At 58.6% G+C, this 20,997-nt stretch carries 19 protein-coding genes and 1 pseudogene; 11 read left to right on the top strand and 9 right to left on the bottom strand.

Annotated elements, in window-relative coordinates:
* Positions 1 to 433 precede the first annotated feature (433 nt).
* Positions 434 to 940 carry a DUF1993 domain-containing protein gene (locus tag D0550_RS24180; RefSeq protein ID WP_116811796.1) on the top strand — a complete coding sequence of 169 codons (507 nt, stop codon included), beginning with the start codon at positions 434 to 436 and terminating at the stop codon, positions 938 to 940.
* 270 nt (positions 941 to 1,210) lie between these two features.
* Here D0550_RS24180 and D0550_RS24185 read toward each other — a convergent pair whose 3' ends face one another.
* Positions 1,211 to 2,275 (bottom strand): acyltransferase family protein, encoded by a 1,065-nt coding sequence (locus D0550_RS24185; RefSeq protein WP_116811768.1) that lies wholly within the window; start codon positions 2,273 to 2,275, stop codon positions 1,211 to 1,213.
* Between the two features lie 271 nt (positions 2,276 to 2,546).
* The gene (locus D0550_RS24195) at positions 2,547 to 2,876 is read right to left on the bottom strand and encodes a hypothetical protein (protein WP_116811770.1); all 330 of its coding nucleotides are present in this window, start codon (positions 2,874 to 2,876) and stop codon (positions 2,547 to 2,549) included.
* Between the two features lie 320 nt (positions 2,877 to 3,196).
* Between D0550_RS24195 and D0550_RS24200 the strand changes: the two genes are divergently transcribed.
* Positions 3,197 to 5,596, top strand: a complete 2,400-nt coding sequence (locus tag D0550_RS24200) for a M48 family metallopeptidase (RefSeq protein WP_116811771.1) — start codon at positions 3,197 to 3,199, stop codon at positions 5,594 to 5,596.
* Between the two features lie 127 nt (positions 5,597 to 5,723).
* On the opposite strand, the gene D0550_RS35005 is transcribed toward D0550_RS24200, so the two are convergent.
* Complete coding sequence (locus D0550_RS35005; protein WP_161966018.1) at positions 5,724 to 5,861, bottom strand: hypothetical protein; 138 nt, start codon at positions 5,859 to 5,861, stop codon at positions 5,724 to 5,726.
* 85 nt (positions 5,862 to 5,946) lie between these two features.
* Here D0550_RS35005 and D0550_RS37190 point away from each other — a divergent pair, with 85 nt between their 5' ends.
* The 4 genes from D0550_RS37190 (at position 5,947) to D0550_RS24225 (ending at position 9,158) form a co-directional block, all read left to right on the top strand.
* A complete protein-coding gene (locus D0550_RS37190; RefSeq protein WP_414717334.1) occupies positions 5,947 to 6,216 on the top strand; it encodes a cell envelope integrity TolA family protein in 270 nt (89 codons plus the stop codon).
* A gap of 44 nt (positions 6,217 to 6,260) precedes the next feature.
* Positions 6,261 to 6,821 carry a hypothetical protein gene (locus D0550_RS24210; protein WP_116811773.1) on the top strand — a complete coding sequence of 187 codons (561 nt, stop codon included), beginning with the start codon at positions 6,261 to 6,263 and terminating at the stop codon, positions 6,819 to 6,821.
* Between the two features lie 104 nt (positions 6,822 to 6,925).
* A complete protein-coding gene (locus D0550_RS24215) occupies positions 6,926 to 7,450 on the top strand; it encodes a hypothetical protein (RefSeq protein WP_153067320.1) in 525 nt (174 codons plus the stop codon).
* A 667-nt stretch (positions 7,451 to 8,117) separates the two neighbouring features.
* Positions 8,118 to 9,158: a phosphotriesterase family protein gene (locus D0550_RS24225; protein ID WP_116811776.1), complete on the top strand. Its 1,041-nt coding sequence runs from the start codon at positions 8,118 to 8,120 to the stop codon at positions 9,156 to 9,158.
* 490 nt (positions 9,159 to 9,648) lie between these two features.
* Here D0550_RS24225 and D0550_RS24230 read toward each other — a convergent pair.
* A pseudogene (locus D0550_RS24230) lies at positions 9,649 to 9,882 on the bottom strand (nitronate monooxygenase); the annotation flags it as partial.
* Positions 9,883 to 10,009: 127 nt separating this feature from the next.
* Here D0550_RS24230 and D0550_RS24235 point away from each other — a divergent pair.
* Positions 10,010 to 10,696 (top strand): superoxide dismutase, encoded by a 687-nt coding sequence (locus D0550_RS24235; protein WP_116811778.1) that lies wholly within the window; start codon positions 10,010 to 10,012, stop codon positions 10,694 to 10,696.
* Here the strand turns inward: D0550_RS24235 and D0550_RS24240 are convergent.
* The 4 genes from D0550_RS24240 to D0550_RS36935 all read right to left on the bottom strand — a co-directional run bounded on the left by D0550_RS24240 (position 10,693) and on the right by D0550_RS36935 (position 15,570).
* Positions 10,693 to 11,553 carry a LysR family transcriptional regulator gene (locus D0550_RS24240; RefSeq protein ID WP_116811779.1) on the bottom strand — a complete coding sequence of 287 codons (861 nt, stop codon included), beginning with the start codon at positions 11,551 to 11,553 and terminating at the stop codon, positions 10,693 to 10,695. The two genes, D0550_RS24235 and D0550_RS24240, sit on opposite strands and share 4 nt — an antisense overlap.
* Positions 11,554 to 11,624: 71 nt before the next feature.
* On the bottom strand, positions 11,625 to 11,849 hold the full coding sequence (locus D0550_RS34685) for a hypothetical protein (RefSeq protein WP_153067321.1): 225 nt from the start codon (positions 11,847 to 11,849) through the stop codon (positions 11,625 to 11,627).
* 499 nt (positions 11,850 to 12,348) lie between these two features.
* On the bottom strand, positions 12,349 to 14,727 hold the full coding sequence (locus tag D0550_RS24250) for a VPS10 domain-containing protein (protein ID WP_241520905.1): 2,379 nt from the start codon (positions 14,725 to 14,727) through the stop codon (positions 12,349 to 12,351).
* Between the two features lie 267 nt (positions 14,728 to 14,994).
* Positions 14,995 to 15,570, bottom strand: a complete 576-nt coding sequence (locus D0550_RS36935) for an FAD-dependent oxidoreductase (protein ID WP_206606509.1) — start codon at positions 15,568 to 15,570, stop codon at positions 14,995 to 14,997.
* A gap of 681 nt (positions 15,571 to 16,251) precedes the next feature.
* Here D0550_RS36935 and D0550_RS34690 point away from each other — a divergent pair.
* From D0550_RS34690 to D0550_RS24270, 3 genes are all read left to right on the top strand, one after another.
* Positions 16,252 to 16,569 (top strand): hypothetical protein, encoded by a 318-nt coding sequence (locus tag D0550_RS34690; protein ID WP_153067322.1) that lies wholly within the window; start codon positions 16,252 to 16,254, stop codon positions 16,567 to 16,569.
* Positions 16,566 to 17,282, top strand: coding sequence for a HEAT repeat domain-containing protein (locus D0550_RS24265; RefSeq protein WP_116811784.1), 717 nt, complete (start codon positions 16,566 to 16,568; stop codon positions 17,280 to 17,282). The genes D0550_RS34690 and D0550_RS24265 overlap by 4 nt, the downstream gene beginning before the upstream one ends.
* A gap of 846 nt (positions 17,283 to 18,128) precedes the next feature.
* Positions 18,129 to 18,470 carry a hypothetical protein gene (locus tag D0550_RS24270; protein ID WP_153067323.1) on the top strand — a complete coding sequence of 114 codons (342 nt, stop codon included), beginning with the start codon at positions 18,129 to 18,131 and terminating at the stop codon, positions 18,468 to 18,470.
* A 632-nt stretch (positions 18,471 to 19,102) separates the two neighbouring features.
* On the opposite strand, the gene D0550_RS34695 is transcribed toward D0550_RS24270, so the two are convergent.
* A complete protein-coding gene (locus tag D0550_RS34695) occupies positions 19,103 to 19,738 on the bottom strand; it encodes a hypothetical protein (RefSeq protein WP_153067324.1) in 636 nt (211 codons plus the stop codon).
* Between the two features lie 552 nt (positions 19,739 to 20,290).
* Here D0550_RS34695 and D0550_RS24280 point away from each other — a divergent pair.
* A complete protein-coding gene (locus tag D0550_RS24280) occupies positions 20,291 to 20,830 on the top strand; it encodes an Ig-like domain repeat protein (RefSeq protein WP_161966021.1) in 540 nt (179 codons plus the stop codon).
* Positions 20,831 to 20,997: the final 167 nt, after the last annotated feature.

The raw sequence follows: 20,997 nt of genomic DNA on the forward strand, positions 1-20,997 counted from the left end.
GAGGCGGATACTTTTTCTGCGTCGGCAGCTGGCGCTGTATCGGGAGCGCGGGGTGAAACCTAAGCGGATCGATGCATCAACTCGAGTGGCGTTGACGTTTCTATCGCATTGGTTCGACTGGCGGTCTGCTTTGGTTGTCGTAAGGCCGGAGACGTTGATCGGCTGGCACAGGGCGGGCTTCCGGCTCTTTTGGGACCGGCGCCGGGTCGGAGTCAGCGATGCGGCCGCGTGATGCTCAACTCGCCACGCACACACACACACACATACACACGCAGCGTAGGCTGGATCGAGTTAGCCGCTTGTGAGCGGCGTGGAGTTCGCGTGTTCTGGGCAGGTGCTCAGCGGCAAGATGCGGGCATTCACGTTTCCGCAGGCTGGCAGGCAGTCCAAGATCCACTCAGGTACTATGCGTTCTCCACGCTCGGAGAACTTCATGACGATTTCGATGTATCAAGCCTCGGTGCCTGCCTTTATTCGCGCTCTCAATAATCTCGCTGCGATCCTCGAGAAAGGTGCTGCTTACGCTCAGGCGCGAAAGATTGACGAGTCCGTGCTCCTGAACAGCCGGCTCTTCGCGGACATGTTCCCATTGGTGCGGCAGGTTCAGATTGCGACTGACACGGTGCGAAGCGGTGCAGGTCGCCTAGCAGGTGTGGATTCTCCGTCCTACGAGGATAAGGAATCGACCTTCCAGGAGTTGGGTCTACGTATCCGCAATACGATCAGCTTTCTGGAATCGCTGCAGCCGGCTCAAGTCGATGGTAGCGAAGACAGGACCATCACCTGGCAGACTCGTAGCAGCACCAAGAGCATGCAGGGGCAGCCTTACCTCATGAATCACCTGCTGCCGAATGTCCATTTTCACGTCACCACAGCCTATAACATTCTGCGTCACAACGGCGTGGAGGTCGGCAAGAAAGACTTTCTAGGCCCGGGGTGATCTTGGCCGCGCGTTGTATTGGCGCTTCGGCCCGAAGGTGACGGTCAGCATGTCCCGCACTGTGCGGGGCGCGCTGATCGAGGCCAGGTTCGATAGCGAGGGCTGAGTTCCGCCGAACTACCGGCGATACCGGCTCTCCCGTCGGTAGTTGGAGTTTCGCCGGGAAAGCGGCGAAAGCTCAGTTGAGGGCTCTTGGGTCAGGCCGATCATGGTGAGCGAGCACGACATCGAAGTGAGGATCGCTGAAACCAAGCGCCAGATTCTCAGTCACTATCGCTCCTGGAAGGCCGCCTGCACATCGCGTTGAAGGGCGGCTGGCGCAACCTCGAATCGCTTGCGCAGCCGGAGAAACGGCTTTTCGACGAGGTAATAGGAAGCGATCGCAGCGGCAAAGGAGAAGACGATCTGCTCCAGCCATGACAGGTTCCAGGTGTTGAACATCGCCAGCTGCTGCCACAGGTAGAGCGAGTACGAGATCGTGCCAACGTATGCGACCGGCTTCCAGTTCATGATGGCCCCGACGATCGTGCCCGGATGCCGCATGTATCGGTCCAGCACCATCATGATCAGCCCGTTGTAGGTCGTGTTTTTGAGCAGATCCCAGACGAGCGTGTCATGGATGGTCAGGCGCGTTATGAGCAACGTTGCGACGGCGAAAAGCGGTAGAAACGGAGAGTTCACAAGCCCTGCGTACAGCCTGATCTGCATCAGTCGATCGCGAAACACCGCAAGCGCACAGCCGGCCGCGAGCGCATCAGCGTTTGCTTCAAACGAACGTGCAATACTCCCGGGCCAGTAACCGTTATCGATGGCGACGCGGAACAGTGGCGAGAGGAGTAAGGCGGCCACCAGTAACTTAAAACCAAACCGCCACCCGCCGAGCACGAGGATAAACGGCCACAGCAAGTAGAACTGCTCCTCCACCGATAACGACCATGTGTGGTCCCAAATCCTTTGCCCCTCCGCGTAGTTCGAGAGAAACGACGCGGCGACGAAGGGCAAGTGCGCTATGTCTATGCTCGTCTGCCCGAGCAGCCCGAGGACTGTGGTGACGAGCAAGAAAACATAGAGCGCCGGGAAGATTCGGAACGCCCGGCGCACATAGAAATTCCGCAGCGAGATAGACCCGTTCCTGGCGTACTCTTGCAGCAGCAGCGTCGTGATGAGGAACCCGGAAATAACAAAGAAGATCCGGACACCAAAGTTACCGATGTCCGTCGCATGAATCTCAGCCGAGTACGGAATCGTCTCGACTAGTGCGAGGTGCGCGACGAGAACCAGAAAGATCGAAAAAGCCCGAGCGCCGTCCAGTGAAGGGATTTTGCTCTTTTCCATGATCGCAACCTTTGCACCCTGTTCTTGTTCAATATTTCATAGTTGGCGGTGATCATCCGCCACTAAAATGAAATGTTACATATATCGCCAGTCGCAGGGCTTCCGCAGAATGGACAGGGGGAGTGGCTCATCCGCGAACAGCTGTCGCAACTTGTCACAGAGATCTGGCGCCGCTTCGATGCCGATCACGCGATAGCCGAGGGAGAGATAGTGCTTCGAATCGGCGCCGTCGTAGACGCCAATGTCATGGGCCAGAACGTCTTGCCCAGCTTCATGCCACAAGCCCCTTATTTGCCTTCCAGTGCACCCTTGCTTGAACTGTAACAAATAACCGGGCGATAACCAGTAGGATTGGTGACGTAATCCTCGCTTCTGTGATGTTGTTATTGAATATTTCATCTTGCCCGCACTGTCTGTCGATATCCCTTACAGAAAACGGTGAGGGCAGGGAATCGATGCTGTCCGAGGACGCCGGCCTATAACCACCGATCACAAACTCCTGCGCCAGGTTGAACCGCATCTTCTGCCAGGCGCTGCTTCGTGGCTCACCGCCGCGGTAGGTTGAGTCGATGCGTTTGGCGACGACGCTTTCGAACTTCATCGCCCGTAGCTTTTCGAACTCGTCCGGATCGGTGGGCAGGGCAGCGCATAGGATGACCAGTATCCCGGATGACGTCGGCCAGCAGCGCCTGGCGATCCGATAGTGGCTGTGACAGCAGTGACTTGTGTGTGGCGAAGTCGAATCTCTGCAAGGTGGCCAATGGTGTCTTTCAAGCGTACGGCGGCGTCAACAATCGCCGACTCTCGTAATCCTGATTCTGTGAAATGGTCACCACCTTTTCATAGACGCGCCGGACCACAATAACGGATGGTGGCCAGTGGAGTGGTCGCCTCTCCCGTAGGCTCCGGAAGGCCAAGCGCATGACACAAGCGGCGACCACCCCAACGTTCCAAGTTACGCTCCTCGGTACGCGACTGAAGGACATCGGCGCCGAAGATCAGATCGCCCTGTTACGGGCGAAGCTCAAACTTTCACCGGAGCAAGCCGCGTACCTGCTGCAGGGGAGGCGCACGGTCAAGCGTAATATCGACCGCGCCGCTGCGGAGCGCCTCGTCAGTATCTTCGCCCAAGCCGGACTGAAGGCTGTGATCGAAGAAGCGACGCCGGTCACGCCCAGCAAACAAACCCCAGCGGCCACCGCCGAGCGACAAGATCCGCTGGCAGCGTTGCGCACACTTGCAGGTCAGAAGCTGCCGAAACCTCGCACGAGTCCCGGCTATCTGCTCAGTTTGCTACTGGTAACGTTGCTCTGCGTGGCCATACCCGCGCTCTACGTGTCTCTCACCGCTGGCATCGCGGTCGCTTGGGTTTGGTACCTCACTCACATCCACCAGCACCTGCCGCGCAACCTGCATTTGATTATCCTCATGTATGCCGTCCCTGGGCTAGTCGGTGGCGCGCTCCTGCTATTCCTGCTCAGGCCGATGTTTGTTCGCAGCCCACCGGCAAGCGACACACTGAATATCGATCAATCTAAAGAGCCAGGTCTCGTCGAGGGCGTGCGCACACTCTGTCGAGCCATCGGCGTCTCAGCTCCCTGCGAAATCCAGGTGTCGTGGGATGCGAATGCCTCCGTGCATTTTCGTAACGGCTGGCAGGGGCTGTTCACCGGTCGCAAGGTGCTCACGATCGGAATGTCGCTGGTGGCCGGACTGAACGCGCAGCAGTTCGTTGGCGTGCTGGCTCACGAGTTCGGCCATTTCGCGCAACGGGCTGGGATGACGTGTTCGTTCATCGTGAACTCGGTAAACAGGTGGCTGGAGCACTGTGCTCACGGTGAAGACCCATGGGAGCAAAGGCTGCGTCGGTGGGGCAACGCGGCGGATGAGAAAGAAGACGGCGCATTCTCCGGGCTCGTGAGTGTGAGCACCGGGTTGGCACGGGTGGCGATCGCCGGGACGCGGCTGCTCATGGCCGGGCTGTTCCAAGTGAGTTTCCGGCTCAGCCGACACATGTCGCGAGAGATGGAATTCGATGCCGACCGCTACGAGGCATTGCTCGCCGGCAGCGACACGTTTCGTATGACCGCGCGCAGCCTGCGTGGCCTCAATCATGCGTTCGTCGAGATCAACCGCAAGAACGTTGCCGCCTGGCGCGAGAACCGCCTGTTACGCGACATGCCAGGAGCAGTCGCGGCGCATTTCGCTGCGTTCGACTCAAAGCGCCTCGCAGAAGTCCAGGAAGAGTTACAAGAAGTGACCACAACGCGGTATTGGGACTCACACCCGCCAGACGTAGCGCGTATCGAGAATGCCGAACGGCAGCGCTCGCCCGGCTTGTACCGCGAGTCGGCGCCCGCTTCTCTCCTGTTCGCGGATTTTCGTGGTTGCTGTGAACGCGCGACGCGACTCTTTTATCGGGATGCGGGAGTAAAGTTCGACGAAGGAATGTTACGCGCCAAAGAAGAGATACTCGGACTGGTACAAGGACGCGAGGGACAGCGCGAACAGCTGATGCGTTTCTTCAACGGACAATTTCAGCCCTGGCCGCTTCTGTCGTTAGTCGAACCAGCCGTCGCCCCCCAGCTCCCGAGCGATTGGCAGTCAGTCATCGATCAGATCCGCAGACGCTCGCCGGACCTGACGCGAGCATGGCTGAAAGCAAAGGATGCTGAAGAGAGCCGGCCACTGTTGCGGATCGCAGCCACATTGAAGCTAAGCTCACAACAAGTGTCGCTTGGAGGCCCGACCCGCACCTCTGAAGAACTGGGGCGCGAGTTGGAGCAGGTCACCGCTCGACAGATGGATTGCCAGCGTCTATTGGCCGAAGGCTTCGGCTTGTATGCCCTCCGCATCAAGCATGCCATTGCGTCGATGCCGGCCGCTGAGCGCAAGAAGGCTACTTCCGCCCGCGCTGTTTTGCTCGAGTTGAGCGGGCTTGGGCGCGAGGTCGCGGCCATGGAAGAGTTCGCCACTGCCGTCACCATCCACCAGAATGCACTCGAGGAAGATGAAGAAGATCAATTGTCCGACGGTTGGATGCTGAAGATCGCGGAGCTGGCAACGCATGTGCTCGCCAAGGCGGACCGGATTCCGCAGGCTGTCACGGTCGGCGAAACAATCGGTGGTTATCTGCGCAGCCGCTGCCCATCACTTCCGCCACGCGATAACAAGTGGGAGCCAAAGCGTCTCGCGGAGGCCGCATGGTACTTGCCCGACGTGTTTCACGAACTCTACATGCTCGCTCTAGGCGAGCTGCTGAGCCTGTGCGAAGCGGCGGAAAAGGCGCAGGGCATCAGGCCGATCCGGCTGGTGGCTTGAATGACGCTGCTCAGCCGATAGCAAAGTGATCGTTCTCGACGACTATTGATGGTGATCTATCCGCCGTGGGTTGTATCAGTTGCCTGCGGCCGCGTGACGCTCAATTCGCCACACAGGATGGGGAGGGTCACACCAATTGCTTCAACGTCAGTTGGTGTGCAGGGAAATCGTCAAGTTGGGCGCGCCAGATAAGCGCCAGTGCGCCGCTGAATTTTAGTGAGAGAGTTTTATAGACGTTGGGCAACATGAAGTACATCAGATACACGATGCTGCTCCTTTGGTGTTGCGCAGGATGGGCTGCGGAACCACAAGGTGCCTATCAATCGAAACGATGGCCACTTCCACCGGGGATGGTTTCTTATGCGTCAAGCCTAAAGAGCGCAGTCGAAAGACAAATGGTGTACCCGCCTGACCATTCCGGAAAGAAATGCACTGCACGCGTGGAGCAGGACCAGCAAGGAAATGTGTTACAGCTTCAGGTCACGCAGTGTGCGTCGGTGGAGTTACAGCGAGCCGTTGAGCAGGCAATTAGAAGGGCGGCGCCGCTTCCGTTGCCTTCTGATAAGGCGCACTATGAGCGTTATCTGGTACTTCAGTTTGTCGTTCCGCGTGAAAGCTAGGAGCCCAACAATGCCATCAACGCGACGTGCGAAGACGCTCGCGCGTGTACGACGTTTTCAGTCGCCGCACGAGTATCAGCCGCGGCAACGGCACGACGACGGGGTTCGGCTATGACGCCGCGTCGCGCCCGTTGAGCTTAAGTCAGGATCTGGCCTCCACCGGGCGAGACTTGAACCTCAGCTTTGGCTACAACAGCGCAGGCCAAGTGACTGAGCGTGGGCTCTCCAATGATGCCTACGCCTATTTTTCGACGACGCAGTCGACGAGTTATGCCCGTGACGGGCGCAACCGGTACACCACGGTGAGCGGCGTGGCGCACGTCTACGATCAACGCAGTGGTGGGGTCACGACGCGCTATCTCTATGACGGTGATCAGTTGGTCGCCGAATATCATGGCGCAACGCCCGTGCGACGTTATGTGCGCGGTGCGGGCGTGGACAAACCGTTGGTTTGGTACGAAGGCGCGGGCTTGACCGATCGGCGCTGGCTGCATGCGGATCATCAGGGCAGTGTCGTCGCCACGAGTGACGGCGCGGGCGCGGGCACCGTCTACGCCTATTCGGACCCGACGGGCGTCCGGGGCATTGCCAAGCTCTACGGGTAGCGCGATCGCGTTCGCTGTCGACGGCAAGTGGGGCGCGGAGGGCGTGCGCGGCACCGCAAAGGCGGTACTGGATCTGGCAAAAGCGACCAAAGGAGGAAAATCAAATGCGCCCTCGACGCAAAGCCCGTGCCCATAGGCTGGCCTGTACGCTGGCGATCGCCTCGGGGTTGGTTGGCTGCCAGCATGTCGGCTCGACGTCCGAGAGCGTGGTCAAGCGTTATCTTGCCGACGATATCGACGTGGACACAGGCACGGTCAAAGGAACCAGCATTGCGAGCTTGGAGGACGTGCAAGTCGAACTGCGGGGGCTCGTCAAAACGCTTTCCGGTGGCAGCCCGATCCTGTACTTGTCGCACGACAAAAATGCAGCGGAAAACGGTGCGTACCGCAACTGCATCCATCTCATCATCGATAGCAAGCTCAATTTCAAGTCCCCTACGGTGACCGATTACATCTTCACCGGCACATTCATCCTGGTCGATCGTCTCGACGCGCAGACGGTCTATTTGACGTACGACGGCGTCCGGTTTGATACGGACTGCCAAGCCTTCAAAAAGCCCGATCAGTATCCTTATTTTGTCGTCAAGCGCTTTCGGAAGGCGGAAGGAGCAATGACGGGGGAGGACTGATGCCGGTCTGCGGCGTGGGGTTGCTCAACACACGCCCGAAGCGCCCGGATAGGGCTCAATAGAAACGCAGAGGCGCGCTGGTTGAGCGTCAGTCCGCACCGGGCGCAAGCGTTTCGCGGCAAACGTGGCGAATCTCAACGGTCGTAATCTGAACCAGCTGACTAGCCTGGTTGGCGGGCGGAATTTTATAGAGAATGATCAAAAGACCCGAGAAACCATGCGAACTCCAGCGCCAATTTTATAGAGGCACCCGATCGTTCGGCAGAGCTTGGATACAAATCCCACTGATGCCTACCGAGTGAGGAGCGCGGGAGATTCTGCGCACCCTGATCCCGAGCCGGATTGAGCTCACGGGCGAGTTGCGCCTTTCAGCCGAGGAACCAGGGCTGGTGGCCGCCAGGCGTGGTCGATGGTCCGGTGCTGTGGGCGCCCGAGATCTCGAACTGAAGCGGCACCACTTCCATGATTACTACAATCACGGCCGGGTTCATGCGTCGTTGAAGGGCGTCACTCCGGTCCGTCCAACCGATCGCAATTTGATCGCGCTCGGCGATTACCCATGGCAATCTCACTGTCGTGAGTTGTATCAGCTGCCTGTGGCCGCGTAATGCTCAATTCGCCACCCACCTACCGGTCGCTAATAAAACTACTTTAAGGAGAATGGCGCTTGACGAACCGTCGAGAATTTCTCACGCAGGCTGCTGCCGGCGTCCTGGCAGTCTCATCTGCCAAGAGCATCGGGGTATCGAAAGCCAATCGTAGTCCAAGTGGCACAGATTCCCAGCCTGCGGGCACAGTCCAAACCGTACTAGGACCGATCGATGCGTCAAAGCTCGGCTTCACGCTGACTCACGAGCACGTGGGCAACGAAAACTCGATGAAGGTCTACGGAGGTAGGGAAAACTGCGTCGCCAAGGCAATCGAGAAGTTAAAGGAGGCACGGGACGCCGGCATCGACACTGTTGTCGATGTCACCACGTTTGATATTGGCCGAGATATCCGCTTCCGAGAAGAGATTTCACGAGAATCCGGAATGCAGATCATTGCGTGCACCGGTCAGCACATGTTCGCGCCTGAGGCCCTCAGTGCGCGAAGCGTGGAGGAGATTTCCGAGCTCTTTGTCCGAGAGATCGAACGGGGTATCGATGGTACCGACATCAAGCCGGGCGTGATCAAAGTAGCGTCGCGCGCCGGTACGCTGACATTTGCCGAAGAGAACGTTTTCAAAGCGGCGGCCCGAGCCAGCAAGGCGACAGGAGTTCCGATCTCAACCCATACCAATTCGCGCCTCCGCGCCGGCGAGAAGCAGGTTGAAATCTTTGAGGCCGAGGGGTTGAGTCCAAGCCGAGTGTCTCTCGGGCACTCCGATGGCACCGACAATATGGAATACCTCACGGGGCTTTTAAAACGTGGATACACCCTCGGAATGGACCACACATTCTGGGGTATGGCGCCAGGCGAGAAATTTCCTTGGCAGCGGCGGGCTGAATGCATCAAGGAGCTGATTGAAGCGGGTTTCGCAGATCGGTTGTTCTTCTCGAACGATTGGGTACTCGGCGACATAGCGCGGGAGAAGATCAATCCGGATGGGATGCTTTTTACCGTCCGCAGAACAATTCCGTATCTGGAACAGGTCGGAGTGGCGAAACGCGACATACACACGATTACAGTGAAAAATCCCGCACGGTTCTTCGTTCGAGAAGCGTGATAAAGGTATCCGCCAACAGCTGATCGAGCCGTTGGTGCATTCCAACTTCGTTTCGCCGGCCCACCTTTATGAAGTTGTTGCGCCGAACTGCGAGCCGAGATCGATTTTGCCGAAACGAATTTTATAGAGAATTTTATAGAGGCGGGAATTTCGTAGTCGCCTCGACTTCGTAACTCGAAGAATTCAAACGGGAAAAGTGGTGGGCCGTATAGGACTCGAACCTATAACCAACTGATTCAGAGTCAGGTTAAACGATCAGGAAAATCGTGAACTTAGCTACGGGAATTTTATAGAAACAGGTCCAAAGAGGCTGGAAGCGGGGCGGCTTTGGGAGCTTATTTTATAGAGGCAGCGAGTCGACTGGTCGGGGTTCGGGTACGACAGCGAGGGCAGAGTTTCACCGAGATATCGGCGATACACGCTCTTTCCCGGTGTCGGTGTTTCGCCGGAAAAGCTGCGAAACTCAGTGCGATTGAGTTCTTGGACACTACGGGATCGGGTTCACGCCGAATCTATGCACGCCGCGCTGTCGCATCGCCTCGACTTCGCTGCGTATGAGTGCAACTGGCTCTCGCACCATGCCCAGAAACCCGAATCCGCCTGCCTCGCAAACGGCAGCGGCCAGGTCCGAGCGCGCCACGCCGCCCATGCCCGCCAACAGCAGCGGATAGGTACATCCGAGCGGTTCACAGACCGGGCGATGCAGTAGGGGCGTCACGATGATTTCCTCAAGTTGAAAGCTGCGACGGCAGCAGCCATCGAAGATTGTGATCTCAGAGCCGAATTTTTTTCGCTTGTCAGGGGGCCTCGTGGCTTTATCCTAAGTCGGGTCGTGCCGAGCTGAGTATTGCATGAACGTCATTGTGCCGCCGCTGCCGTATCCCGTGGATGGACTCGAACCGCATATTTCCCGACGCACCCTGGTCGCTCACTACGGCAGCCATCACGTGACCTGCGTGGAGCGCACGCGCGCGCTCATCGATCGCACGCCCCTGGAGTCCGCATCGATCGAAACGATCGTGCAGGCCAGTCATGAAATGGGCAAGCCCGTGCTTTTCAATGCTGCGTCGGAGGCCTGGAACCATTCCTTCTACTGGTCGTGCATGCATGCCGCCGGTGGCGGCGAGGCGACCGGGCCGATCGCGGAACTGTTAGAAGCAAGCTTCGGCAGCCAGTGCGCATTTCGAGAACAGTTCATAGCGACCGCTGCGGCGCATGTGGGCAGTGGCTGGATCTGGCTCGTGCTGGAAGGCGAAGGGCTGAGAGTCGTGGCGACTTCCAATGCGAAGACGTGGCTGGTGGCTCCGAGTACGCCGCTGCTGGCACTGGATGCCTGGGAGCATGCGTATTTTCTTGATTATCGGCATCGTCGCGTGGACTACGTGAACGCTTTCATCACGCATCTAGCGAACTGGACGTTCGCGAACGAGAATCTGCTCGCTGCGCGCGATCGCAGAGTAGACCGGCCTGAACGCTGGAAGGCAGTAGCAAGTGCTGCCGCGCCGGATATCCCGATACGGGCAGGCGGAGGATACTAATGGTGAGCGCCGTCCGCCTCGCTCGCGGTTGCGCGGATGGTTGACAGTGCGAGCTCGAGAGCGGCGGACTCGATCCTGTTCGAAAAGCAGAGATACGCCTGGATTCGGAACTCCGGCGTGTTCTCCACGCGGTGCAACCTGCCTTGGGATTGCGACTCCCGGACCAAGCGGATGGGAAAGTATCCGGTGCCGCCGGCCGCAAGCATGTGCTGCAATCCGAGCCAGCCAACGTTCGTTGCGAGACGAGCCCCCGAGAAATTAGGGAACGCCAGACTGTGATAGCCGAAAAATTCGGCGCCCCAGTCGACGTACATATAATCCGATTCGGGCACGCTCGCGGCGTTGCGACGCGTCGATACCATGACGAGTTGTTCTTCGAGCAGCAGCTCGACCTTCAATCCCGGACGTGCCTGCGGCGTGTACATCACCGCCGCGTCGATGCGGCCTTCGATCAATCCCTGCATCAGGTCCTCTTCGAAGCCGACGATCGCGCGTACGGCGACATCGGGCGCGGTTGCTGCAAAAGAGGGGATCCAGCGCAGCAGGAGATCTTCCCACAAGCCGATGCGTCCGCCGACGGTCACCGTCGCGCGAAAACCGCTCACCACGCCGATTTCCTGACGGGCCTGTTCGACGATTCTGGTGAGAGAGGCCGCGTGGCGCTGAAATTGCTGGCCTGCCGGCGTGAGCGTAGTGCCGAATTTGTTACGCATGAACAGTTCCGCGCCCAGCAGCTCTTCCAGGCGCTGAATACGAGCGCTCACGGTGGATTGCGTGATGTGCAGTTTCTGAGCGGCATCGACAAAACTGCCGGCTGCAACCACAACCAAGAAGGTACGGGCGAGTTCGGTATCCATCGCGAACGAATGTCGTTGGATACCGACTGCTTGTCAATCGCCGCGTTCCAGGCGCGTGCCATGAAACGCGTTCAGATGGACGACATCGCGGCGAGCAGAAAAGCGAACATCAGCGCACCGGCCGCTGTAATCATCCAGAGCGGGTTGACGCGCCGGTCGTTGCCCGGTGGGGTAGGTCGATCCTCCGCGGCGGGAGAAGATAACTGCACAACGGGTGCATCGGTTGCGGGCCGCGCGGAGGACCGGGGGATCGAATCGTCGAGCTCCGAAGGTTGGCGTTGCAGCTGTGCATTCATGTCGTTTCTCCCGCAGCTCATCGCACGTCGGCCAACGGGCTGCGCCGAGGAGCGCTGTCTCACACGCTAGAACGCACGGCTCTCACACACAAGCGAAGATTTTTCGTGCCTGCAATCGAAATGCCCGATACGGGACCTTCCACCCTTGCCCAAAGCGGAGTTGATGGCGCTCAAGCGATCAGTGGCGGAGTTGGGCGCGATCGGCCGCAACCTGTGTGTGGCGAATTGAGCATTACGCGGCCACAAGCAGCTCATATAACCCGCGGCAGCGTGATCGCTCTCGACGATTTCAGGTGGCGATCTCATTGCCGAGGTATGTATCAGTTGCCGGCCGCAGCGTAACGCTCAATTCGCCACACACACACACACACACACACACACAGCATCATTGAATCGAGGGAAGCGCAACTTTGGCGACTGCCCGTCGGCTATGCCGCTAGTTGCGTTATGAGTCAGTACACGGCCCGCCGGAGCGTACTCCGGCGGGCTCCCCAGTGGATCACTGACGCTGAACGCGTCTCAGAAGAAACATCCACATCATGGCGAGCGCGGCGAAGACATCGAAGCTTCCGCCGCCGCCACCACCGCCCGGGTTCGAAGGAGGCGGAGGCGTGCTCACGGAAACTGACGCTGATGCCGAATTGTTTGCGGAGATACTGTCCGGTTGGGCGCCCTCGATCTTGGCGTTGATTGCCAGGGAGCCGCTGGTTGCAGGCGTCGCGCGCACGCGAATCGACGCCGTTCCGTCAGTGCGCAGGATACCGAGCTTGCAAGTGACGAAGTTGCTGGAGATAGCGCACGTACCAACATCGCTAGTAGCGGAGGTCGCCGAGATGCCGGTTGGAAGCTGCGTCTCCACTTGGACCCCCGTAGCGTCGAACGGACCTTTGTTGGTTGCCTTGGCCGTGAACTCCAGCTCCGAGCCGGGTGCGACGCTTGCAGGCGACTCGATGGCCAGCTGCAGGTCAGGCTGGATGGACATCTGCCTGACACCGCCGCCGGTCGTAGCTGCCAGCACCAGATGCGCCGGGTCGGAGGCGACAGTGATCGATACGGCGCCGCCTGCGTCGTAGTAGTCAGGCATGAGACGCTGAAAGCTCACCCCGCCGTCGACGGAACGCACCATGTTGGCGATGGCACCCGGCGAGTCGATGTAAATGATGTCCGGGTCGACGGGATCAATAGCAACGGCGCTGACCGGCGAGTCGGTCACTCCGGGAAACAGTTCGAGCGCCTGCCATGTCTGGCCGGCGTCGGTCGTTTTGAATGCACCTTCGTTGGTGCCGACCAGCAGTGTCCGCGATTCGGTTGGGTGGGCCACGACGAGCGCCCCGCGCTTTTCGAGCGCCTTGGGTGTCGGTGCCCAGCTCTGACCACCATCGAGAGATTGGTAGACGACGCTGTTGCTCGATGTTCCGGAGAGCACTGCTGTGTACACCGTTGTTTGATCGGCAGCCACCGCGATATCGCCCACTGCGGTGTGCGCAGGCAAACCATTGCCCGCGGGCGACCAGTGATTGCCCAGATCATCCGAGCGATACAGGCCATCGCTGGTGCCCGCGTACAGCGTCCAGGCGCCGTTGTGGACAGCCGCGAGCGAAGCAATTTCCGCCGCAGGCGGCGTCGCGGCGGGGGTCCAGTGGACGCCCAGATCCGATGAGAGTGCAATTTTCCGGTCGCGAAACGCCGCGACCAGTGTCGTTGGCAGTGACAGTATGGCGGTGGCTTCAGTGGCCGGTTCGCTCGGCGTGCCCGGTGTATTGACAGTGAAATCCACCGTGTCCTCGCCGGGACGCAGGGCACCGATCCGGTTGCCGAGGATCGGAAAGAAGAGGTGACCGGAGGAGGCGGGCGCGTTCGAGAACTGGCCGGGCGACGTGGCATGGATCCCGTGATCGATGTGCTGCCAGTTTGCTCCGCCATCGGTACTGGTGAGGATGCCCGTGTCGCCGAAGAGATATAGGCGTGATGAGTCCGCGGGATGAATGGCGAAACGCTCGTTACCGAGCTTTGGCCTTTGCGGAACGGGCAGCGCAGTCCAGGTGGTGCCTCCATCCGTCGTGCGCATGACATTGCCGTCATAGCGTTTCGTGGCGTAGATGATCTGCGGATCGGTCGGGTCGACGTCGATATCTATCACGCTCTCGTTGAGCACCGTTCGCGACGTGGCGCCTGCATCGTCACTGACTTGCAACGATGCGCTCGTGGCGATCCAGAGGCGACCGGTGTGCTGTGGATCGATGGCCATGGTCTGTACACCACTGGAGAGGGCCGGGGGCGCGAAGGCCCGGATCCAACTCGCGCCAGCATCCGTGCTGCGATAGAGGCCGTCCCAGGTGACGGCGTAGACAATCTGTGCATCCGATGGATCGACGCAGAGCTTGTACACGTGGACGTCGAGGTCGCCGAGCAACCTGCCGCGCAGCTGGCGCGTGCGGCCGCCGTCTGTACTGAGATAGATCCCGCGATTCACGGTGTAGTAGATGGCGGAGCCGTCCGCCGCAGCGGCGATTGCAAAACTGTGGGCTTTGAGTGTCACGCCAGACGTCGTCACACTCAGTGTGAGGCCCCGATCGTCACTGCGCAGGCCGTCGCCATATGCCGATGCAATGTGCACCGAGGCGGGATCACCGACCGCCACGGCAAGCGCCGTCGCACGGAAGTAGTTGCCCAAGGTCGTGGGGGGAGCCGTGAGTTGCCAGGAAGCACCGGCGTCGTTGGACCGGTAAAGCCCTCCGAAAGTCGCGGCGTACATCGTCGCGGGATCGGTGGGATGAAAAGCCAGGTCGTGCACCAGACCTCCGTCCGGTCCCACCGATGTCCACTTGTTGACGCCGGCCTGAGCGGCGCTCATCCCGGCGAGCAGGGATGTGAACATCACGAGGCCGCGCTTCGCGCGGTCCCGGAACTTATGTAAGGCAGCTGGCCTACCTGCCACCGCGTCCGTGATTCGCATGAACAATTCCGCTGATTCCGTTCCGGCGATTGGTATCACCGCTCCAAGAACTTACGGAGCGCAGGGTGCATGCGCCAGGATTACAAGTCAACGAACTCCCCGTCAACATCGCGGTCGCCTGCGGGAGAGGCTGCCTAAGATCACGACGGCCAGACATGCCAGTGCACCGAAGATGAGACGCTTAGTCGACTATGTGGAATCTGTGCGTCGAGTCCTGCGTAACCGCATACTGCAGCGACCATTCGGCGTCTGATGAATGGCAACTTGAGCCAAAGCCTCTCGCGACCCGGTTGGCAGCAGCGCCGAATGCCCGGTCCGATTCTGACAGTGTGGAGATGATGCGGTGGCTTTGTTGTAGGTTCGTAGTTGTGATTCGCGTGCCGCTCGATAGCTGGCGAGTGCATGGGGCACCTGTGGGGGCGTCGCGTGATGCAGTACCGCAGCGAGAGTGATTGCATCTGCCAACGCCATGTTTGCGCCCACACCCAATTGCGGATCGAACGCGTGGGCTGCGTCGCCGATGCAGACGAGATGCTTTGTGTGCCAAGGCTGCATTCGATCGTGTGCGAACGACCAATGCTGGAGGACATCAAATCCCGTCAACTCTTGCACGCCGCCATGGACGCCGAAGTGATCGCGCGCGAGCAGCGATTCACGCTGCACGGCTTGAAGCACCGAGGCATCACCGACACCAAAGGCAAGAAGGCGGATAAGAAAGAGGCGAGCGGCCACAAGTCTGAAGCGATGCTCGATCGCTATGACCATGAAGTTGCTATCGTTGAACCAGCCAGGCCCGGTGAAGTCGGCGGCGTTTCTTAGGCGCGGGCATTCTCAGCGAGCATCAAGCCGCCCGAAGAACGCGCGTGGCGGCGCGTCGTCACAGCGCTAACCCAGGCCGATGTTGTCACACTGAAGCACCGTGAACCCGCGTGACGGCGCGGTGATCGCTGGCGCGGGAGGCGCAACTCCAATCTGTTTCGCCGGTTCGCCCTGATGACGTTGTTTCGTCGAACCGCCAGTCGATGACGATCTTGCCGGAACGAATTTTATAGAGGCGGGAATTTCGTAGTCTCGCCGAGTTCATAACTCGGCAAATCTAAAAGGGAAAAGTGGTGGGGCCGTATAGGACTCGAACCTATAACCAACTGATTAAGAGTCAGGTTAAACGATCAGGGAAATCGCGAGCTTAGCTGCGGGAGTTTTATAGAAACATGCCCAAAGAGCCCGGAAGCGGGGCGGCTTTGAGGACTTATTTAGCGAGGCGCGCTCGTCGAGGTTCGGCTCCGACAGCGAGGGCGGAGTTTCGCCGAACTATGGGCGATATAGGCTCTCTCCATGGTGTCGGAGTTGCGCCGGAAAAACGGCGAAACTCAACGCGATTGAATTCTTGGACACTTCGGGGTCGGCGCCTATCGGACGTACAAAACTGCGCGGACCGCAGCGGATTTGACCAAGAACATAGCCCTGAACGAAGAGGCTGGGCCATTCACACAGGACAAGTCTGGAAAGATAAAGGGCGAGCTCGACGACTACGGCGAAATCGCGGATCATGAGCTACCAGATGCCGAACGGCAGTTGCAGGAAAGCATTGCGCAACGCGAACGCGAGCAGGCGCGCCACGATCGCGGCTCGCGCAATGGCGACAAGAAAGATCGACAGAATGACAGCGAGTGGCGCAAACATCAAAAACGGATAGATGATGAGCAGAATAGATTGAAGGAGATAACACGCCGTTTAGACGAAATTGAGAAGCAGCAGTCATGAATGAAAATCCGTATGCTCTGCTGAGGAAGATCGATTGGACGCAAGAGGAAGAGGATTCGGATCCCTATCAAGGGGCAATCGTCGCGTTCGATCCGCACGCATCGGAGGAGCTTCGCTCGCTCCTGCTGGATGGGGATCCGATCATTCGACGTCGAGGTCTGTTCGTTTTTGGTTCCATTGGAAGGAAGGCCTACGTCGTTCTGGATGCCGCTCTAGAATCCGTTGCCGCCCCTGACGTCAATGCACGATCGAATCTAATGGATGGCGTCTTATGCTTCTCCAAGCTGACCCCATCGCAAGCGCGGATCATCCTGACATTGGCGGATGATCCGGACGATCTCGTTCGAGAAAAGGTGGTGGCGTTCCTTGGTGCCGAAGCACCGGAAACCATCGAATCGGCCATTGAACTCTACGACGAACCGCTTCGATCCGAGTACAAAAGGGCGTTCGGGAAATTCTCAGCTGACCCATCAAGCGCGCAACTCCTATTGGAGGAGGGCCTGGCGAATACCTCCGTTTCAGCTACGTTCGCTTTAGCCTCGATACAGAGAATGGCGAGAGATGGTCGCCTGAGTGCCGCGCCGGAGTACCATGGCGATAGCTATCTGGGACAAGGCGTCGTGGCAAATACGGCTCGATTGATTCGAAACGCAGCTCGGATGAGCAGGAGCGGAGTGGAGGGCAATGAAATCGAGGATCCGAGGCTCAAGTAGTGGGGCTTCTGTCGCATGGCCAGTCGGATCGCCCTGGTGCGCGTCACGTTGAATGATGATCCAGGTCGAACGCGAGCGCTTGTGCCGACACTTTCGCGCGAGCGCAATTCGGGCGCCGATTTCGAGCGATCGGTCAAAGTGAGCAGCATAGTGTGCTGAGCGTGTTCTCCATGATCGTCCGACTGACCTGGGATCTGCTCTTGTTGGAGGCGGAAATACTTTTTCTGCGTCGGCAGCTGGCGCTGTACCGGGAGCGGGGGGGGCGAAGCCGAGGCGGGTGGATGCGGCAACTCGAGTCATAGCGCTGCTGTCGCGCTGTTTCGATTGGCGGAGCGCTCTGGTGGTGGTGCGGCCGGAGACGCTAATCGGCTGATGCGTATTCCAACGATCGTGAACAGCGATTCCGTTCCATTAGCGCTCACGCCTCATGGAAACCCTGAATCTTCTTGTTGGTCGTTGACAGTACAATCCGCTTTCGTGAATTCTACGACACGGCGAAAGAACAAACAATCGACTCGCGACTTGGTGTCATACCTCAACGTCGGGTCTCGCACGGAAGCAGGCAGTGATTCTTCTTCATCCCGACAAGGCGGCTCCATCTCATCGAGCTCAATCAGTGCGGCTAGCGCTCGCATCGGCCGTGATCCTGTTCACTTACTCGCGCCTGGAGCGCTGGGTCAGCCATGCTTTCAAGCGCAGTGAGTTGCATTTCGCTGTTAGGAATAGTTGTGCGGAATTGCAGCTTTAATCGCTGAATGCGAGGGAGTCCGGCGCGCGAGCTTCCTCGGTGTTCGAAGTATCTGATTTTGTTATTAGTAGATCACGATGATCTAACCGGAGGAATGAATGTACCGATTGGCCCTGGCAGCTTTGCTCTTTTGTGGAATCTCACCTGCGTTTGCGGCTGGTTCGGTGGCCGGCACCGTAGTGTGGGTGCGCGTCGATAGCAACGGAAAGGGAATGGTTTACTTCAGCGCGCCCGTGTCTGGAGTGCCCGTCGAATGCGCGAACGCATCCTATCCCAACGCGCTTGGCTTCGACTCCGAGACTCCGGGCGGGAAGAGCATCCTTGCGGTCGCATTGGCGGCGAAAGCGACGGGAAGCGAAATCACTGCTTACGGAAAGGGAGTGTGCGCTGTCTACGGTAGTGGCGTCGTCGAGGATCTGCATCGCATCATAGTTCACTGAAAGGGGCTAGCCGCGATGGACTCACGTTGCAAGCGGATGTTAGTGACCGCGAGGGTGGCGCAGGGGTTCGTTGGAGGGCAGGGCGCTGTGGAGTGAAAGGAAGCGGAACATTGGTAAGTGTTCGGTTTGGCGGCTGAGTACGCATTACCCGTGAATCGGCATCAACACGAAGTTGAAGCGATGGATCATCGGCGTCGGCGGAGGATGTCTGTCGCGTCCTTCGCCGGTGCAGCGGCATGACAAGGGGGAAGTGCGCAATCGCTTCTGGGGGCGCGGACGCAAACCGGGGAAGTCCTGATTATATCCTTCACAGATTCAAGTCGTTGACAGTGTCTCGTTACCACGCAAGTATTGTCATCGGGCACGCAGGTCGATTCACGTGCAGCGATGCATCGAGGCGCAGGGGATTTGCGTCGCAGTTCCAATTCCCTCGAATATGGCTGCCAAGTCAACGCGATGGTCTACTATTGGAAGATTTTCTCGTAAGGTAGTTTCATATGCGAACGTTTTGCGGGCTTACGCTTCTTGCGAAGCGCCTTGACGCAATCCGACGAATACAACGAGATTGAGAGCGCCTGCATGGATGCGACCAACGATAACGAACATCAACAGGGAAGAAGATCGCTCTGGCACTATTTTGAGTCGGCTCGCCTGCGGTCCAAGAAGAGAATCTGGGGCCAGGGGGCATTATCTGTAACTGTGGCGTCTGATTCTCTCCAGCGACCTGCTTGGATCTTCTGAGAATCGCTAGCCTTGATTTTTTCCGCGGGTAAAGGAGACGACGTATGCCTTTCTCGCTCGGGTGCCGGATCGATGCCATGGTCGGCCCAATACATTCGAGATCGTCCCGCGCCAACGTCATGCCCTAAGTTCGCCAACGCGCCTTGGATTCGCGAATAGCCCCAAGATCGATTCTCCAGTGCCATGCGAACGATGAGCTGAGCGATCAGCTGTATCGTTCGGGGCCGCCCAGGTCCAGGGCGATGCGTGTACGTCCATTTCTGTGCGACCAACGTCCGATACCACCGCATCAGCGTGTCGGGCGTGACCAACGTATCGAGTTCGCCGAGCGCCCTGCGACCCAAGGCATGCGCTCTGCGAGCGAGTCGACGGTGTTCGAAATCTGTAAATTGAAGGCGTCCGCCAAGTCGCTCTTTCAGCAGCCGGTTCTCTTCCTTGAGATACTCGATCACCTCGGTCTGTTGGCGATTGATCCAGCCGGCAAGCAGCGTCGGGAGGAAGTGCAGCGGCTGGATGGAGCGAAGCATCGTCATCAGTATAGCGGAGTACAACTCGTCGAGCGCGCCGACTCTCCCCGACTGAAACGAGACGTTCGGATAATTGGATACTACGGGCTCTTCGATGTTAGTTCATCCAAACCCTGATTCAAAGAGACGCTGTTGACGGCTCCCTGGGAACATTGTTAGCGTCTATCGACGCATATCGCTGTCGTGATCCGACGCCATTCGCTGGTAACAGGGACGCAAATGATAAGAACATTGTTGCTCGGAACGCTGCGATACCTATCTTTCCTGGCTTTAACCGAGTCATAGAGTTGGCAGTCTGCAAGGGTTGGCAACGTCTTCTCATGTCAGTCAGAACACTGGCTCGACGATCCGTCTCTACGCGCAGTCGAGTGCCTGCAGCAGTCTCGATGACTGGGGGCACTGCCGACGTGTACTTTCTTATGAGTCGTGGGTGAGTTGACGAGCGCGTAAAGCGCTCCATTCGTTATGCCATCACACAGGCGGCCTGTTTTGCGAAGGTTTTCGCGGGAGTCGCTTGTCTGGAATGTCTTCTAGCGGATGAAGGAGGAGATGATGGGATCATCGAAGGCTATTGCTATTCTGGTCGCCGGCGTATGCGCCGCGGGTAGCGCACACGCGGCTCAGAACGTCAGTTACGTGTACGACGCGCTGGGGCGCCTCACAGAAGTACAAATTCTCAGCGGCCCGGGCAGCGGCGTGACGGAGGCGTATCAATACGACGCCGCAGGAAATCGGCTCAATTACAGTGTTACCGCGCCCGGACAGAGTGCCGTCACGCTCACGGTGACGAACCCGCGGGTAAACATCAGTTCGGCGGGAGGTACATTGTCCGTGAACGTAGCGGGCTCATCGCCGGGTGGCACCGTTACGTTCACGGCGAATGGAGTGTTCCTGGGGAGCGCGCCCGTTATCAATGGGGAAGCCAGCATTACCGTGGAAGGGCTGGCTACTGGCTTGCATTCGATCACGGCTACTTACTCGGGAGATGGCGTCAACGCTCCGCAAGTAGCTACGTTCAACGTCAGGATCCAGGATCTTCGCTGGTTGCCTGCGGTGCTGGAGCTGTTGATGAGGGAAAGCCCTCAGCCGTAGGAAGAGGCGAGTCGCTACTGACGTCCTGGGGTGTTTTCACGTTAGCTAGTGTCGATTCGCGGCGCGCCGCTCGGATGAGTGCGTGACGCACATGATGGCCGTCGCGCTAGAGCGGGCATTTGCCGTGTGAATTGCCTGCGAAAAGTGCTGCTGTTGAGAAAAATCGA

The organism is Steroidobacter cummioxidans (genome assembly GCF_003104955.1).

Coding starts and splice junctions, on each gene's coding strand:
- D0550_RS36935 (WP_206606509.1), bottom strand. CDS start 15,570: ATGGTCATAGCGATCGAGCATCGCTTCAGACTTGTGGCCGCTCGCCTC.
- D0550_RS24200 (WP_116811771.1), top strand. CDS start 3,197: ATGACACAAGCGGCGACCACCCCAACGTTCCAAGTTACGCTCCTCGGT.
- D0550_RS34685 (WP_153067321.1), bottom strand. CDS start 11,849: ATGAATGCACAGCTGCAACGCCAACCTTCGGAGCTCGACGATTCGATC.
- D0550_RS24240 (WP_116811779.1), bottom strand. CDS start 11,553: ATGGATACCGAACTCGCCCGTACCTTCTTGGTTGTGGTTGCAGCCGGC.
- D0550_RS24250 (WP_241520905.1), bottom strand. CDS start 14,727: ATGTTCACATCCCTGCTCGCCGGGATGAGCGCCGCTCAGGCCGGCGTC.
- D0550_RS37190 (WP_414717334.1), top strand. CDS start 5,947: ATGGTTTCTTATGCGTCAAGCCTAAAGAGCGCAGTCGAAAGACAAATG.
- D0550_RS34695 (WP_153067324.1), bottom strand. CDS start 19,738: ATGCTTCGCTCCATCCAGCCGCTGCACTTCCTCCCGACGCTGCTTGCC.
- D0550_RS24215 (WP_153067320.1), top strand. CDS start 6,926: ATGCGCCCTCGACGCAAAGCCCGTGCCCATAGGCTGGCCTGTACGCTG.
- D0550_RS24270 (WP_153067323.1), top strand. CDS start 18,129: ATGTACCGATTGGCCCTGGCAGCTTTGCTCTTTTGTGGAATCTCACCT.
- D0550_RS24185 (WP_116811768.1), bottom strand. CDS start 2,275: ATGGAAAAGAGCAAAATCCCTTCACTGGACGGCGCTCGGGCTTTTTCG.
- D0550_RS24195 (WP_116811770.1), bottom strand. CDS start 2,876: ATGAAGTTCGAAAGCGTCGTCGCCAAACGCATCGACTCAACCTACCGC.
- D0550_RS24180 (WP_116811796.1), top strand. CDS start 434: ATGACGATTTCGATGTATCAAGCCTCGGTGCCTGCCTTTATTCGCGCT.
- D0550_RS24280 (WP_161966021.1), top strand. CDS start 20,291: ATGGGATCATCGAAGGCTATTGCTATTCTGGTCGCCGGCGTATGCGCC.
- D0550_RS24265 (WP_116811784.1), top strand. CDS start 16,566: ATGAATGAAAATCCGTATGCTCTGCTGAGGAAGATCGATTGGACGCAA.
- D0550_RS24235 (WP_116811778.1), top strand. CDS start 10,010: ATGAACGTCATTGTGCCGCCGCTGCCGTATCCCGTGGATGGACTCGAA.